Annotated in this window: 14 protein-coding genes; 8 read left to right on the top strand and 6 right to left on the bottom strand. The window is 64.8% G+C overall.

Going from position 1 to position 13,795, the window contains the following annotated elements; genetic code table 11:
* Nucleotides 1–43 precede the first annotated feature (43 nt).
* From CUJ91_RS20310 to CUJ91_RS20280, 7 genes are read left to right on the top strand one after another with little or no spacing between them, the layout of a single operon-like run.
* Nucleotides 44–649: a D-glycero-alpha-D-manno-heptose-1,7-bisphosphate 7-phosphatase gene (locus CUJ91_RS20310; RefSeq protein ID WP_053859471.1), complete on the top strand. Its 606-nt coding sequence runs from the start codon at nt 44–46 to the stop codon at nt 647–649.
* A complete protein-coding gene (waaF, locus tag CUJ91_RS20305; RefSeq protein WP_114156962.1) occupies nt 646–1,935 on the top strand; it encodes a lipopolysaccharide heptosyltransferase II in 1,290 nt (429 codons plus the stop codon). The genes CUJ91_RS20310 and waaF overlap by 4 nt, the downstream gene beginning before the upstream one ends.
* Before the next feature lie 25 nt (nt 1,936–1,960).
* Nucleotides 1,961–3,706, top strand: coding sequence for a carbamoyltransferase family protein (locus tag CUJ91_RS20300; protein ID WP_029966275.1), 1,746 nt, complete (start codon nt 1,961–1,963; stop codon nt 3,704–3,706).
* A complete protein-coding gene (locus tag CUJ91_RS20295; RefSeq protein WP_114156961.1) occupies nt 3,703–4,782 on the top strand; it encodes a glycosyltransferase family 2 protein in 1,080 nt (359 codons plus the stop codon). The genes CUJ91_RS20300 and CUJ91_RS20295 overlap by 4 nt, the downstream gene beginning before the upstream one ends.
* Entirely contained in the window at nt 4,779–5,918 is a 1,140-nt protein-coding gene (locus tag CUJ91_RS20290; RefSeq protein WP_114156960.1) for a glycosyltransferase family 9 protein, read from the top strand. The genes CUJ91_RS20295 and CUJ91_RS20290 overlap by 4 nt, the downstream gene beginning before the upstream one ends.
* Complete coding sequence (locus tag CUJ91_RS20285; protein WP_114156959.1) at nt 5,908–6,864, top strand: glycosyltransferase family 4 protein; 957 nt, start codon at nt 5,908–5,910, stop codon at nt 6,862–6,864. Before CUJ91_RS20290 ends, CUJ91_RS20285 begins: the two co-directional genes overlap by 11 nt.
* 48 nt (nt 6,865–6,912) lie before the next feature.
* Nucleotides 6,913–7,944 (top strand): UDP-glucuronic acid decarboxylase family protein, encoded by a 1,032-nt coding sequence (locus CUJ91_RS20280; protein ID WP_114156958.1) that lies wholly within the window; start codon nt 6,913–6,915, stop codon nt 7,942–7,944.
* Here the strand turns inward: CUJ91_RS20280 and CUJ91_RS20275 are convergent.
* Nucleotides 7,923–9,683, bottom strand: coding sequence for a RecQ family ATP-dependent DNA helicase (locus CUJ91_RS20275; RefSeq protein WP_114156957.1), 1,761 nt, complete (start codon nt 9,681–9,683; stop codon nt 7,923–7,925). The genes CUJ91_RS20280 and CUJ91_RS20275 overlap by 22 nt on opposite strands.
* A gap of 233 nt (nt 9,684–9,916) precedes the next feature.
* On the opposite strand from CUJ91_RS20275, the gene CUJ91_RS20270 reads away from it, so the two are divergent.
* On the top strand, nt 9,917–10,174 hold the full coding sequence (locus CUJ91_RS20270) for a hypothetical protein (RefSeq protein WP_114156956.1): 258 nt from the start codon (nt 9,917–9,919) through the stop codon (nt 10,172–10,174).
* Between the two features lie 168 nt (nt 10,175–10,342).
* On the opposite strand, the gene CUJ91_RS20265 is transcribed toward CUJ91_RS20270, so the two are convergent.
* The 5 genes from CUJ91_RS20265 to CUJ91_RS20245 form a co-directional block, all read right to left on the bottom strand.
* Nucleotides 10,343–10,954, bottom strand: coding sequence for a hypothetical protein (locus CUJ91_RS20265; protein WP_114156955.1), 612 nt, complete (start codon nt 10,952–10,954; stop codon nt 10,343–10,345).
* A gap of 103 nt (nt 10,955–11,057) precedes the next feature.
* On the bottom strand, nt 11,058–12,227 hold the full coding sequence (locus CUJ91_RS20260) for a zinc-dependent alcohol dehydrogenase (protein ID WP_006049334.1): 1,170 nt from the start codon (nt 12,225–12,227) through the stop codon (nt 11,058–11,060).
* Nucleotides 12,228–12,397: 170 nt separating this feature from the next.
* Nucleotides 12,398–12,703 carry a hypothetical protein gene (locus CUJ91_RS20255; protein WP_006049333.1) on the bottom strand — a complete coding sequence of 102 codons (306 nt, stop codon included), beginning with the start codon at nt 12,701–12,703 and terminating at the stop codon, nt 12,398–12,400.
* A complete protein-coding gene (locus tag CUJ91_RS20250; RefSeq protein ID WP_006049332.1) occupies nt 12,700–13,074 on the bottom strand; it encodes a phage holin family protein in 375 nt (124 codons plus the stop codon). Before CUJ91_RS20250 ends, CUJ91_RS20255 begins: the two co-directional genes overlap by 4 nt.
* A 116-nt stretch (nt 13,075–13,190) precedes the next feature.
* The gene (locus tag CUJ91_RS20245; protein ID WP_006049331.1) at nt 13,191–13,475 is read right to left on the bottom strand and encodes a CsbD family protein; all 285 of its coding nucleotides are present in this window, start codon (nt 13,473–13,475) and stop codon (nt 13,191–13,193) included.
* Nucleotides 13,476–13,795: the final 320 nt, after the last annotated feature.

The following is a 13,795-nucleotide window of genomic DNA, read 5'->3' as shown; positions in this document are numbered from 1 at the left end:
CCGCTTCCGGCGAATCGCTCACGTTTTCGGCACCGCCATCATCATGCTGCAACCCGCTGTGTTTCTCGACAAGGACGGCACGCTGCTCGACGACGTGCCGTACAACATCGACCCTTCGCTGATGCGCCTCGCACCCGGCGCTCGCGAAGCGTTGACGCTGCTCGCGAGCCAGCCGTTCGCGCTGTTCGTGATCAGCAATCAGTCGGGCGTCGCGCTCGGCAAGTTTCAGCGCGCCGCGTTAAAAGAGGTGGAAGCCGAACTCGCGCGCATGTTCAGCGAATGCGGCGCGACGCTCGCCGGCGCTTACTGGTGCCCGCATCATCCGGACGGCACGGTCGCGCCCTACGCGACCGCCTGCGATTGCCGCAAGCCTGCGCCCGGACTGCTGCTGCGCGCGGCGCGCGAGCATCGGCTGGATCTCGCGCGAAGCTGGTTCATCGGCGACATTCTCGACGACGTGGAAGCGGGCAATCGCGCCGGATGCCGCACGATTCTGCTCGACAACGGCCACGAGACCGAGTGGATAGAAGGACCGCAGCGCGTGCCCGGCGCGCGCGCCGCTGATTTGTATGAGGCTGCGCAGATCGTCGCGCGCAGTGTCGAAGCGGTATCGCGGCCCGCGCCCGCCGGCGAGGAAACCGCTCGATGAACGCGCCGCTTCTCATCGCCCAGCCGACACTCGCGCACGCTCGCGTGCCCGACAGTCCGCAGCTCGCGCATTGGGGCGAGGACATCAAGCGGATTCTGTGCGTGCGGCTCGACAACCTCGGCGATGTGCTGATGACCACGCCCGCGCTGCACGCGTTGCGCGAGTCGGGCCCCGGCCGTCATATCACGCTGCTCGGCTCGCGCAGCGGCGCCGCGCTCGCGCCGTATCTGGACGATGTCGACGACGTGATCGAATACGAAGCGCCGTGGGTCGCGAATCCGGCCGCGAGTGCGCGTTCGCTCGCCGACGATCAGCGGATGCAGGAGCGCTTGCGGCACGGCGGCTTTGACGCGGCCGTGATCTTCACCGTCTACAGTCAGAGCCCGTTGCCCGCTGCGATGCTGTGTTATCTCGCGGGCATTCCGCGGCGGCTCGCGCATTGCCGCGAGAATCCCTATGCGTTGCTCAGCGACTGGCTGCGCGAACCGGAGCCGCAGCAGGGCACGCGTCATGAGGTGGAGCGGCAACTCGATCTCGTGCGCCAGGTCGGCGCACAAGCGCCCGATACGCGCATGCGCTTCGCTGTGCGGGATTCGGATAGGCGCGCGCTTGCGAAGCAGCTTGCGGCACGCGGCGTGCATAGTGACGCGAAAAGCCGCGCAAATGGCAGCACCCAACACCGCGCCCCGTGGATCGTATTGCACCCAGGCGCAACGGCCGCATCGCGCCGCTATCCGCCGGAGCGCTTCGGCCAGGTGGCCACGCGCCTCGCCACGGAAACCGGCGCACCTATCCTGATCACCGGCAGCGCGAGCGAGCGTCCGTTGGTCGATGCAGTGATCGCGGCGGCCGCGCCTCGCGTTCGCGCGCAACTGCACGATATGAGCGGGGCGCTGTCGCTCGGCGAACTCGCGGCGCTGATCGAGCGCGCCAGCGTGCTGGTGTCGAATAACAGCGGACCGGTCCATCTTGCGTCCGCGCTTGCCACGCCCGTCGTCGATCTTTACGCGCTGACGAATCCGCAGCACACGCCGTGGCAGACGCCGCATCGCGTGCTGTTTCGCGATGTCGAATGCCGCTGGTGTTATCGCAGCGAGTGTCCGCAACATCATCACGCGTGTCTGCTCGGCGTGACGCCCGGCGAAGTCGTGACAGCCGCGCTGGAGTTGCGCGCCGAAGCGCAGTCACACGCGCCGTCTGCGCGCCGTGCTTCCGACAACCCACCCAATGCCCACCACGAAAGCGACGCGGCACAGCCGCTCGCCAAACAACCGGTGGCGCCCTGACAACCCACTTCTACTGCGAACGCCCATGTATACACTCGGAATCAATGCCGTCTATCACGACAGCGCCGCAGCCATCCTGCGTGACGGCGTGGTGCTCGCCGCCGCCGAAGACGAACGCTTCACGCACGTCAAACATGCGAAGCGTCCGGTGCCGTTCTCGACCTGGCAACTGCCCTTCGATGCCATCGACTACTGCCTGAAAGCCGCCGGCATCACGCTTGCCGACGTCGATCACGTTGCGTATTCGTACGACCCGAGCCTGTTCGGCGGCATGCCGAAGCAGCCGGGCGCGACCATCGAACTGCCGTTCGATCCGGCCAACACGCGCCTCACGGACCCGTCCGCATCGCCGTGGGACCCGCTCTTTCTCAGCTATATCGCGAACGCCAAGGGCCAGTTGCTCGACGGTGCGCCGCATCATCTGCGCAAGCGTTTTCAGGGCGTGGACCGCAACAACGGCTTCAAGTGGCATTTTGTCGAGCATCACCTCGCACACGAAGCGAGCGCGTTTCTCGCGGCGCCTTACGACGACACCGCCGTGCTCACGATGGACGGCCGCGGCGAAGGCGTGACGACCAGCATGGGCCAGTTCGTCGACGGCGAATATACGCGGTTGAAACAGGTCGAGTTGCCGCACTCGCTCGGCCTGCTCTATGAAGCCGTGACCGACTGGCTCGGCTTTCTGCATTCGTCGGACGAGTACAAGGTGATGGCGCTCGCGTCATACGGCAAGCCCGAATATGTCGATGTGTTCCGCGACATCGTGCGCTATCGCGGCGACGGCAGCTATACGGTCGACGCGCCGCGCCTCGTCAAGCGCTTTGGACCGGCGCGCGAACGCGGCGGCCCGCTCGAACAGCGCCACTTCGACATCGCGCATTCGTTGCAGCGCGTGCTCGAGGAAACCGTGCTGCAACTCGCCGGCTGGCTGCATGAGAAGACCGGCTTGCGCAAGCTCAGCATGGCGGGCGGCGTGGCGTTGAACTGCGTGATGAATTCGAAGCTGCGCGACGCGGGCCCGTTCGACGACGTATGGGTGCAACCCGCCGCGGGCGATGCGGGCACCGCCCTCGGCGCGGCGCTGTGGATCGACTATCGCGAACGCAGCGAGCGCGGCGACCGCAAGCGTCACTGGACGATGGACCATGCGTACCTCGGCCCCGAGTATCCCGAAGAGGAAATCGAGCAGTTCCTGAAATGGTCGAAGGTTCCCTATCGGCGGCTTGACGACATTGCCGGCGAAACCGCCGACCTGCTCGCGAGCGGCAAGGTCATCGGCTGGTATCAGGGCCGCACGGAATTCGGTCCGCGCGCGCTCGGCGCACGGTCGATTCTCGCGTCGCCCGTCGATCCGCACATGCAGGCGAAGCTCAACGAGATCAAGGACCGCGAGGACTTCCGGCCGGTCGCGCCGGTCGTCATGGAAGAGCATGCAAGCGAATGGTTCGTGAACGGCAAGGTCGCGCCGTTCATGCTGTTCGTGTTCGACGTGCACGCCGACAAGGCCGCGCGCATTCCGGCCGTGCGCCATGTCGACGGCACCGCGCGCGTGCAGACCGTGAACCGTTCGCAGCATCCGCTCTATTACGATCTGCTCGCCGCATTCAACCAACGCACCGGCGTGCCGATTCTCGTCAACACGTCGTTCAATACGCGCGGTGAGCCGATGGTGAATTCGCCGCGCGACGCGGTGGAGTCGTTCTGGACCTCGCCGCTCGACGCGCTCGTGATCGGCCCGTTTCTCGTCGAGAAAGCGAGGGATAGCGCATGAGTCCATCCGCTACGGGACCGATGGACGTAACAGGCGGCTTCAGTCGTTCGCATGACGAGGCGGAGCCGATCGCCGCGGGCTATCCGGGTGCGCTGCTCGCGCACCTCGATGTGTCCGTGGTGGTGCCGACTTACCGGCGGCCCGACATGCTGGCGGCGTGCCTTCGCGCGCTGACCGAGCAGGACTTCCCTGTCGACCGCTATGAAATCGTGGTCTGCGACGACGGCCCCGACGAAGCGACGCGCGCCTGCGTCGCTCACATTGCGGCCGAGCAGGCGAAGCGCGGGCTCACGGTGCGCTATGTGCCCGTCACCCGCACGCAAGGTCCGGCCGGCGCGCGCAATGCGGGCTGGCAGCAGGCGCGCTCGCCGGTGATCGCCTTCACCGACGACGACACGCTGCCCGATCCGCACTGGCTGCAAGAAGGGCTCGCGGCGATTCGCCAGGGCGCGGCGGCCGCCGCGGGCAGAATCGTCGTGCCGCTGCCCGCCGTGCCGACCGACTACGAAGCCGATGCAAGCGGACTCGAACGCGCCGAATTCGCAACCGCCAATGTATTCGTCGCCCGGAGCTTTCTGACGATGACGGGCGGCTTCGACGAACGGTTTACATCAGCGTGGCGCGAGGACTCCGACCTGCAGTTCGCGCTGCTGCAAGCGGGCGGCAAGATCGTGCGCGCGAACGAGGCGGTCGTCGTGCATCCCGTGCGGCCGGCGCGTTGGGGAGTCAGCATCTCGCAGCAAAAGAAAAGCCAGTTCGACGCGCTGCTGTACAAGAAGCACCCCGAACTGTTCAAGGCGCGGATTCGCTCGTCGCCTCCTTTTCTTTATTACCTGATTCTGTGCGCCGCATTGGCCGCGCTGATTGGCGTCGTGATCGGAGACACGACCACCATGACGCTCGGCTTTGTCGCATGGCTCGCGCTGACGGCCTACTTCTGCGCGATACGCCTGCGCGGACGGGACCGCGGTTTGCGGCACATCGCCGAAATGGCGTGGACGTCGATTCCGATTCCGTTCCTTTCGATCTACTGGCGGCTTTACGGCGCCGTACGTTACAAGGTGCTCTTTCTATGAATGCAGGCCCGTTCATCGCGTCACTCGCACCGCGGCGCATCGCCGTTTTTCGTGCGCTGCAACTCGGCGACATGCTCTGCGCGGTGCCGGCTTTGCGGGCGCTGCGCGCGGCTGCGCCGCACGCGCATATCGCGCTGATCGGTCTGCCGTGGGCGCAATCGTTTGTCGAACGTTACGCGGATCTGGTCGATGAGCTGATCGTTTTTCCGGGCGCCGAAGGCTTTCCCGAGCAGCGCGAATCGAACGACGGCCTGCCCGCGTTTTATGAACGGATGCGCGCGCAACGTTTCGATCTCGCGATCCAGTTGCACGGCAGCGGCGGCATTGCGAACGATCTGCTGCTTCAGTTCGGCGCGCGCGCTTATGCAGGCTTCGTGCAGCCGGACGAGCCGCCGCGCGATGGCGTGTTCATCGGCTGGCCCGACGATTTGCCGGAGCCCGAGCGCTATCTTGCGTTGATGAGCGCGCTAGGCGCCGACACCACCGAGCGGCACTTGTCGTTTCCGCTGAGCGATCGCGATGGCGATGAATACGCGTCGCTCGTCGCCGCGCACGGTATCGAAGCACAGCGTCTGGTGCTGGTTCATCCCGGTGCGCAATTGCCCTCGCGCCGCTGGCCCGCCGCGCGTTTCGCCGAAGTCGCGGACCGTCTCGCCGCCGACGGCTGGCAAATCGCGATCACGGGAACCGCGGCTGAAGCGTCGCTTACCGGCGAGGTGCTCGGCGCCATGACCGCGCCCGCGTTGCACCTGGCCGGCGCGACGTCGCTCGGCGGATTGGCGGCGCTCGTCGCGCATGCGCGGCTCGTGGTCTGCAACGACACGGGCATTTCGCATATCGCCGCGGCTGTGGCGACCGCGTCGGTGGTGATTGCATCGGGCAGCGACACACGGCGCTGGGCGCCGCTCGACCACGCGCGGCATCGCGTGCTCGCCGACTATCCGCCGTGCCGTCCGTGCATGTTCCGCGAGTGCCCGTACGGCCATCCTTGCGCGCTGAATATCGGCATCGAGCGCGTGGTCGAGACGGCCCGCGCGCAACTGGCCGAGGTTCACGGCGCCCGTCCCGCCGGTCCGTACGCGTTGCATACACAGACCGGAAGCGGGCCCTTCGAGGAGTTGCATCATGCTGCGTAACTGCCGCCGTCTGCGTGTGCTGACATGGCACGTCCACGGCAACTATCTGTATTACCTCACTCAGGCGCCGCACGACTTCTATCTGGTCACGAAGCCGGGCCATCCGTCCGGCTATGCAGGCAAGGTCGGCGTGCTGCCGTGGGGCGACAACGTCCACGAAATCAATGCGGACGACGTGCCCGATCAGGAATTCGACGTGATCCTGTATCAGCACAAAACGCACTGGGAATACGACCGCGAGCATGTGTTGAGCGAGGCGCAACGGCGCCTGCCGCGCGTCTATATCGAGCACGATCCGCCGCAGGAAAACCCGTTCCAGCAATGGCATTGGGTCGACGACCCGGACACGCTGCTGGTCCACGTCACTCACTTCAACCGGCTGATGTGGGATTGCGGCGTGACCCCGACGCGCGTGATCGAACATGGCGTGGTGGTGCCCGAAGGCGTGCGTTACAGCGGCGAACTCGAACGCGGCATTGTCGTCGTCAATCATCTGGCGCAGCGCGGAAGGCGGCTTGGCGCCGACGTGTTCGCCGACCTGCGCACGCGTGTTCCGCTCGATCTCGTCGGCATGGATGCGGAGCGGCTGGACGGTATCGGCGAAGTCGACAATCTGGATCTCGCCGCGTTCAGCGCGCGCTATCGCTTCTTCTTCAATCCGATTCGCTGGACGAGCCTCGGTCTCGCGATTGTCGAGGCAATGACGATCGGCATGCCGATCATCGGCCTCGCGACCACCGAACTCGCGACGGTGATTCGCAACGGCGAAAACGGCTTCGTGCATACGGATGTGAATGCGCTCGAAGACGCGATGCACGAGTTGCTGCGCGACCCGGCGGAAGCACGGCGTCTGGGCGAAGGCGCGCGGCGCACTGCGCTCGAGCGCTTCCACATAGACCGTTTCGCGCAGGACTGGCACGAAGCGTTGCTGCACGTTACCGCATGAGCGGCGCGTCTTGACACCTTCGCCGAATCATCATAAGGACGACGCAACATGAAAGAACTTACCCGCAAGCGGATTCTCGTCACAGGCGGCGCCGGCTTTCTCGGCTCGCACCTGTGCGAGCGGCTCGTGACGCAGGGCCATGACGTGCTGTGCGTGGACAACTTCTATACCGGCACGAAGGACAACATCGCGCATCTGCTGGACTGCCCGAACTTCGAGCTGATGCGTCACGACGTGACATTTCCGCTTTATGTCGAAGTCGACCAGATCTACAACCTCGCGTGTCCCGCATCGCCGATTCATTATCAGCACGATCCAGTGCAAACCACCAAGACGAGCGTGCACGGCGCGATCAACATGCTGGGCCTCGCAAAGCGCGTGAAGGCGAGGATTTTTCAGGCGTCGACGAGCGAAGTGTATGGCGATGCCCTCGTGCATCCGCAGAAAGAAGACTACTGGGGCCATGTAAATCCGATCGGCCCGCGCTCGTGCTACGACGAAGGCAAGCGCTGCGCCGAAACGCTTTTCATGGACTACCGGCGCCAGCATGGCCTGTCGATCCGCATCGCGCGAATCTTCAATACGTATGGGCCGCGCATGCATCCCGCCGATGGCCGTGTGGTGTCGAACTTCATGATGCAGGCGCTGCGCGGCGAGCCGATCACGCTCTATGGCGACGGCTCGCAAACGCGTTCGTTCTGTTACGTGGACGACATGATCGACGCGTTTATCCGCCTGATGAATTCCGCCGACGACCCAGGCGGTCCGGTCAATCTCGGCAATCCGCACGAAGTCAGCATGCGCGAGATCGCGCAGCGGATCGTCGCGATCACGGGATCGAATTCGCCGCTCGAATTGCATCCGTTGCCGACCGACGATCCGTGGCATCGGCAGCCGGATATTTCGCGCGCGCGCGAGTTGCTCGGCTGGCAACCGCAAACCTCGCTCGACGACGGTCTGCAGCACACCGCGCGTTACTTCCGCGCGCGAATTGAGGCGAGTTCGGAGGCGGGTTCAGAGGCGAGTTCGGAAGCGGGCGCGGCAAGCGCGCCCGCGGCTCAGCGTCCGGCCCTCACATAGCTCGCGAGAAAGGTGCGCGTGCTGCCGTCGGGGAATTGCACGGCCACCTGTTCGCCGCTCGCGAGCGCGACCTCGCCTGCGCCGTAACGCGGCACGCGTACTGCATCGCCCGGCGCCCAGACGCGCGGTTTGACTGGGTCGCTTCTCTTACGCGGCGCTTCCTTGTCCGCTGACGTTGCGCCTGCAACGATCGCATCCGGTGCGACGTCGATTTGCGGCGGACGCACGCAGTTATCGCACACGCCGCAGCGCTCGACGGCGGGCGTATCGCCGTAATAGTCGAGGATTGCGCGCCAGCGGCACTGGCCGGTTTGCGCATAGTCGATCATTGCCTGCAGCGTTTCCCTGTCATGCGCGCTCATCTGCTCGAATTGCGCCGCGGCTTTCGCGATGGTGTCCCGCGTGGATTCACGGGCCGATTCGCGCGCATCCTCATGCGTTCGCAGACGATAACGGCGCTGCCGGTCGCGGCCCGCCACGCGCGCGTCGACCAGCATGTTCAGCGCGACTTCGAGCTTGCCTGCGCCGACATCGGGCAACGCATCCTTCAGCGCCTTGAGCGTCACACCCTTCGGTTCTTCGCCGATAGGCGCCGCCAGCGTGTCATACACGCGTTGCGCCAGTTCGACGCTCGGGTAGCGTCCCGCAAGAAAGAACTGCTGGATGCGCTTGTCGTTCAGGTCGAATAGCAGCACGCAATCGGCAGGCTCTCCATCGCGGCCCGCGCGGCCTGTCTCCTGATAGTAGGCATCGAGGCTGCCAGGTATCTGGTAATGAATCACGAAGCGTATGTCCGCTTTGTCGATGCCCATGCCGAACGCGTTCGTCGCGATCATCAAGCGGGTCGCGCCCGACATGAACTGCTCCTGCGCTTCTTCGCGCGCGGCCGCCGACATTCGGCCGTGATAGCGCGACACCGATTCGCCGGCTTCCGTCAGCCAGCCGTAAATGCGGTCGACGTCGCGCACGGTGGCCGCATACACGATGCCGGCGCCGCCGAGCGATCCGATCAGCTTCGACAGTTGCTCGCGCTTCGCGGCCATCGCGCGTGCGGCGCCGTCCTTGCCGCCCGCCGTGCTCACCTGCACAACCCGATAACGCAAATTCTCGCGATACGTGCCCGTGCGAACCACAAGCGGGTCGCGCAGCGCGAGCGAATGCACGATGTCGTCGATCACGCGCTGCGTCGCCGTTGCGGTCAACGCGAGCACGGGCGGTTGCCCGAGCGCCTTCACCGCCGCGGCGATCTCCAGAAACGCGGGACGGAAATCGTGTCCCCAATGCGACACGCAATGCGCCTCGTCGACGACCACGAGGCCGACGCGATTTTCCGGGCGCGCGCGCAACGTCTCGATGAACGCCGGCTGCGCGAGACGCTCGGGCGTCACGAACACAATGCCGCTGTCACCCGCTGCAATGCGTTGCAGCGCCTCGCGCTCGGCGCGGCTTTTCAACGTGCTGTTCACCAGCGTGCAGTCGATGCCGGCCGCGAGCAGCTTGTCCGCCTGGTCCTTCATCAACGCGATCAGCGGCGACACGACGAGCGTCGTGCCTTCAAGATGCAGCGCGGGTAACTGGTAGCACAACGATTTGCCCGCGCCGGTGGGCATCGTCGCAAGCGTGTCGCGATGTTGCAATACGCTGCGGATGATGTCCTCCTGCCCCGTGCGCAAACGCGCGATGCCGAACATGTCGCGCATGGTCTTGCGCATGCTGCGAAGCCGTTGGTCGACTGTCATGGTTATGAAGAAGCGTCCTTGCAGGCGTTGCCGCCCGCGGTGAGGTGAAGGATGAATTGCCGCTCGTTTTCGGCGACCTGCGGTGCACGGTTGCAGTGCCTTTTAGCCGCCGAGCAATTAGCGTGCAGCACCCTTTCTCCTATGCGTTGCGGCGAGCGCGCCGCGGGTATCGCGTTTGCTCGATTCCCGATGTGCATCGACGAATGCGTGAACCCAACCGAAAGGAGAAAGCGATGAATCAGGAACCGTCCGATCCCGTCGAACGCGCGGACCAGCGGCGTGAAGAACTCGGCGATGGCGATGTGAAAGTGAATCCCGACGGCAAAGTCGAACAGCGTCCGCATGGAAGCATGGACGCCACGCTACTTGCGAAGGACAAGGATCATCCGTCGGAAGGGCCGTACACGCCCGAGCACGATCACGTCGAGCCGGATCTCGAACCCGGCGGCGCGAAAGGGCATCCGACCAGTAAGGATGATTTGTCCGCGTGAATTGGCGCGAGTTGCGTTGGGTTGCGTTGGGTTGCGGGCGAAAGTACGCCCGCAATTCGCGCGGCAGTAAGCAATAAATAGAGTCAGGCGGCCAGCATCACGCCGCCGGACAGCCGGCCGGGCGAAGCGTACCGCCGCACTGCCGGTACGCTTCCCGCACTCACTTACTCATGCGCCGTTCGTCGCGCTACCCGTGCGTCCAGCATTCGCCTGCGCCGCTGACTGACCGCTGCGCGTGTACGGCGCGAGCGCATCGGGCGCGCGCATATCGCGTGGCGTTTCGAAGTCCGCGAGCGCGGCGCCGCGCATTTCCTCCGCCGACTTCGCAAAGCCCGTGCGATCGCTGTAGTCGACCGACGGCAAACGCGGCGCGGCGGCCGCGCTTTTCGCCGCATACACATCGAGCGCGGTGACGCATGCGACGTTGACGGCCGCGACGGTCGCGCGTTGCCGGTCGCGCGCGCTCCACTTGTTCGACGACAGCGCCAGCGTGCCGAGATCGAGTGCATCGCCGCCGACACGCGCCCACAAGAACGGCCGCGGATTGCGCGACGCAAGAATGCCGACGCCGCACGCAAGCTCGCGCAATCCATAGAAACGCACTGCCCCCGGTCCCGCATTCACACCGGCAGCGCGCGCCATCATGCGCGGCGCAACCAGTTCCGCGACGCCCAGCGCAATGCTGAACCACGCCAGACCGCGCGCGACGGAATCCGGCTGCGGCAGCTTTTCCTTCAGCGCGCGAACGCCCTCCTGCTTCGACTCGTTACGTGAATCCATTTGCATCACCTTCGTGTGTTGGGCCGCGATCGATCGACGCGGCTCAGGTAGTCAAAAAGTGCAGCACGCTTTGCATGGTCAATGGAAAACAACGGCATGAACATCAAGGCTTCAGCACGACCTTGATGCAGCCGTCTTCCTTGTCGCGAAACGTCTTGTACATGCGCGGGCCTTCATCGAGCGAGACCGTATGCGTGATCACGAACGACGGATCGATCTGCCCTTGCTGGATTCGCCGCAACAGGTCGTCGGTCCAGCGGTTGACGTGCGTTTGTCCCATGCGCCACGTGAGGCCCTTGTTCATCGACGCACCGAACGGAATCTTGTCGAGCAGCCCGCCGTACACGCCGGGCACCGACAACGTGCCGGCAGGACGGCAAACGTAGATCATTTCGCGCAGCACATGCGGTCGATCGGTTTCGAGCATCACGGCCTGCTTCGCGCGGTCGTACATGGAGTCGAGCGAGCGCGTGGCGTGCGATTCCATGCCCACGGCGTCGATACATTTTTCCGGGCCCTTGCCGCCCGTCAGTTCCTTCAAACGCTCGAGCACGCTCTCGGCCTTGAAGTCGATCGTGACCGCGCCGCCCGCGCGCGCCATCGAAAGACGCTCGGGCACGCAGTCGATCGCGATCACCTGTTTGGCGCCAAGCAGCACGGCGCTGCGGATCGCCATTTGCCCGACCGGACCCGCGCCCCAGATCGCAACGGTGTCCGTCGGTTCAATATCGCATTGCACTGCCGCTTGCCAGCCGGTCGGAAAGATGTCGCCGAGAAAAAGCACCTGCTCGTCGGTGAGGCCGTCCGGAATCTTGACGTGCGTTTTGTCCGCGAAGGGCACGCGCACGAACTCCGCCTGGCCGCCGGGATAACCGCCCGTCAGATGCGTGTAGCCGAAGAGGCCCGCTGTGGTGTGGCCGAACATCTTGTCGGCGATGTCCTTGTTGCGGTTCGTGCGCTCGCACACCGAGAAGTTGCCGCGCCGGCACTGATCGCATTCGCCGCAAATGATCGTGAACGGTACGACGATGCGGTCGCCGACCTTCAGCGCCGTGTTTTCCTTGCCGACTTCGACGACCTCGCCCATGAATTCGTGGCCCATGATGTCGCCGGATTCCATGCCGGGCATGAAGCCGTCGTACAGATGCAGATCGGAGCCGCATATCGCGCAACTCGACACCTTGATGATCGCGTCGCGCGGATGTTCGATCTTCGGATCGGGCACGGTGTCGCACCGAATGTCTTTCTTGCCATGCCAGCTAAGCGCCTTCATAAAGTCCTCCACACTGTAGGGTTCATCGGCTCGCGGCTGCATTGCCCACATGGGCGCCTTGCGAACATTGCGACATTGCGCATGAAACGCGCCGCGCGCTGCGTCACGCGATAGTTGCTACATCGCGCGTGTAAATTCGCGGCGCGGACATCGCAGCGCCGCACCGTGCGCTAGTGTTGAAACACGCTTCGCGCAGACCTGGTGAGCCATGCCATCACGCTCGTTCGCGCGAGCGTTCCGATCGCCTTGCGCGGTCCGAGCAGCGCCGCGGCGACACCGGCCGCGAGCAGGAGCGCCACGTACGGCGTGTCGGCGAGCGAGCTCATGACGTTGACGGCCGGCAAGCCGCCCTTGATTGGATGACGCGACGGTGTGCGCAGCGCGAGATTCGCGGACAGCAACTGCGCGCGCGACATGGCCATGCGCTCGAGAATGATCACGCGATGTTGCTGATGCCGAAGCGGATCGTGTTTCATTTCAGGGCATCCTTCAGGGCTTCGAGGTCGCTCGACATTTCGTCGCGCAGAACGTGCAACGGCTCGGCGGGCTTTTGCGTCTTCATCATCGCGAAGGTCGCAATGGAGATGAGGAGCCACGCCGCCGCGACGCCCCACGCGACTGCAACCACGTACGGCGTATTCCACGCCGAGACGATGATGGCCACGCATAGAAACGAGAGGGTGAACATGGCGGCGACTGCCAGCACGACCATCGCGATGACCTCGCGTACTAGCCGCGCTTTGGCCTCGTCGAGTTCCAGCGCCAGAAGCTCGGCGTAGTCGACTGCCCGACTGGAACAGAAGCGCGCCACGTTGCGCCACTGGCTGACTCTGCTATGTATCGACATCGTGTATCTCCCGCCGCAATGCCGTCACGCGCGCTCGCCGCCGGATGTGCCGGGCGGCGAGCGCTTCATCGCAACGATGCAATCGACTCTGTGCCAACCGTGTCTTACGACCGTTTCTAACGGTAATCCCTGTCGTCGCGGTAATCGCGTGCGGTCGACGAGCGCAGCGCGCCGAGTATGAAGCCCGCCGCCACCGCAATCGCGAGTGCGGTGAACGGCCGCTCGGTAGTCGTCTCGCGCACGACGTCGGTGAGATCGGCCCATACCTGTTGAGCCTTGCCGCTCAACTCGCGCGCGGTGCCGGCCATTTGCGTGCCGGTGTCGCCGAGCATGTCGCCCGCCGTCTGCTCGAGCTTGCCGCCGATTTCCTTTACCGTGCCTTCCACTTTTCCTGTTTCCATGTCTGCTCTCCGTGGTTTGTGCGCACAAGCGCGCACTGCGCTGCCGCGCTGCCGGAGCTCCGGCATGCGTTGCCGTCACGCCGCAAGAAGCAGGCCGCGTGAACGGATCTTCGACACTCGACGGATAGCGGCGCGCTCGCGCGGCGAATCGCATCGGCGCGCGACGGAGAACAATGGAGAAGAGAGCGAGGAATGAAGAAGTAAAAAGCGGAGAAGCAGAAGCGAAGAAGTAGAAGCGGCGCAGTCAGCGCGAGCATGACAGACGCATTGAACGCGCGCCGTCACGCGAACGCGCTGGCGCATCGTGGAGAAATCGTGGA

Origin of the sequence: Paraburkholderia graminis (assembly GCF_003330785.1) — a bacterium.
GTDB classification, from domain to species: domain Bacteria; phylum Pseudomonadota; class Gammaproteobacteria; order Burkholderiales; family Burkholderiaceae; genus Paraburkholderia; species Paraburkholderia graminis.
The sequence above is the reverse complement of the archived record's forward strand: the minus strand, read 5'-3'. Positions and strand labels throughout refer to the sequence as shown.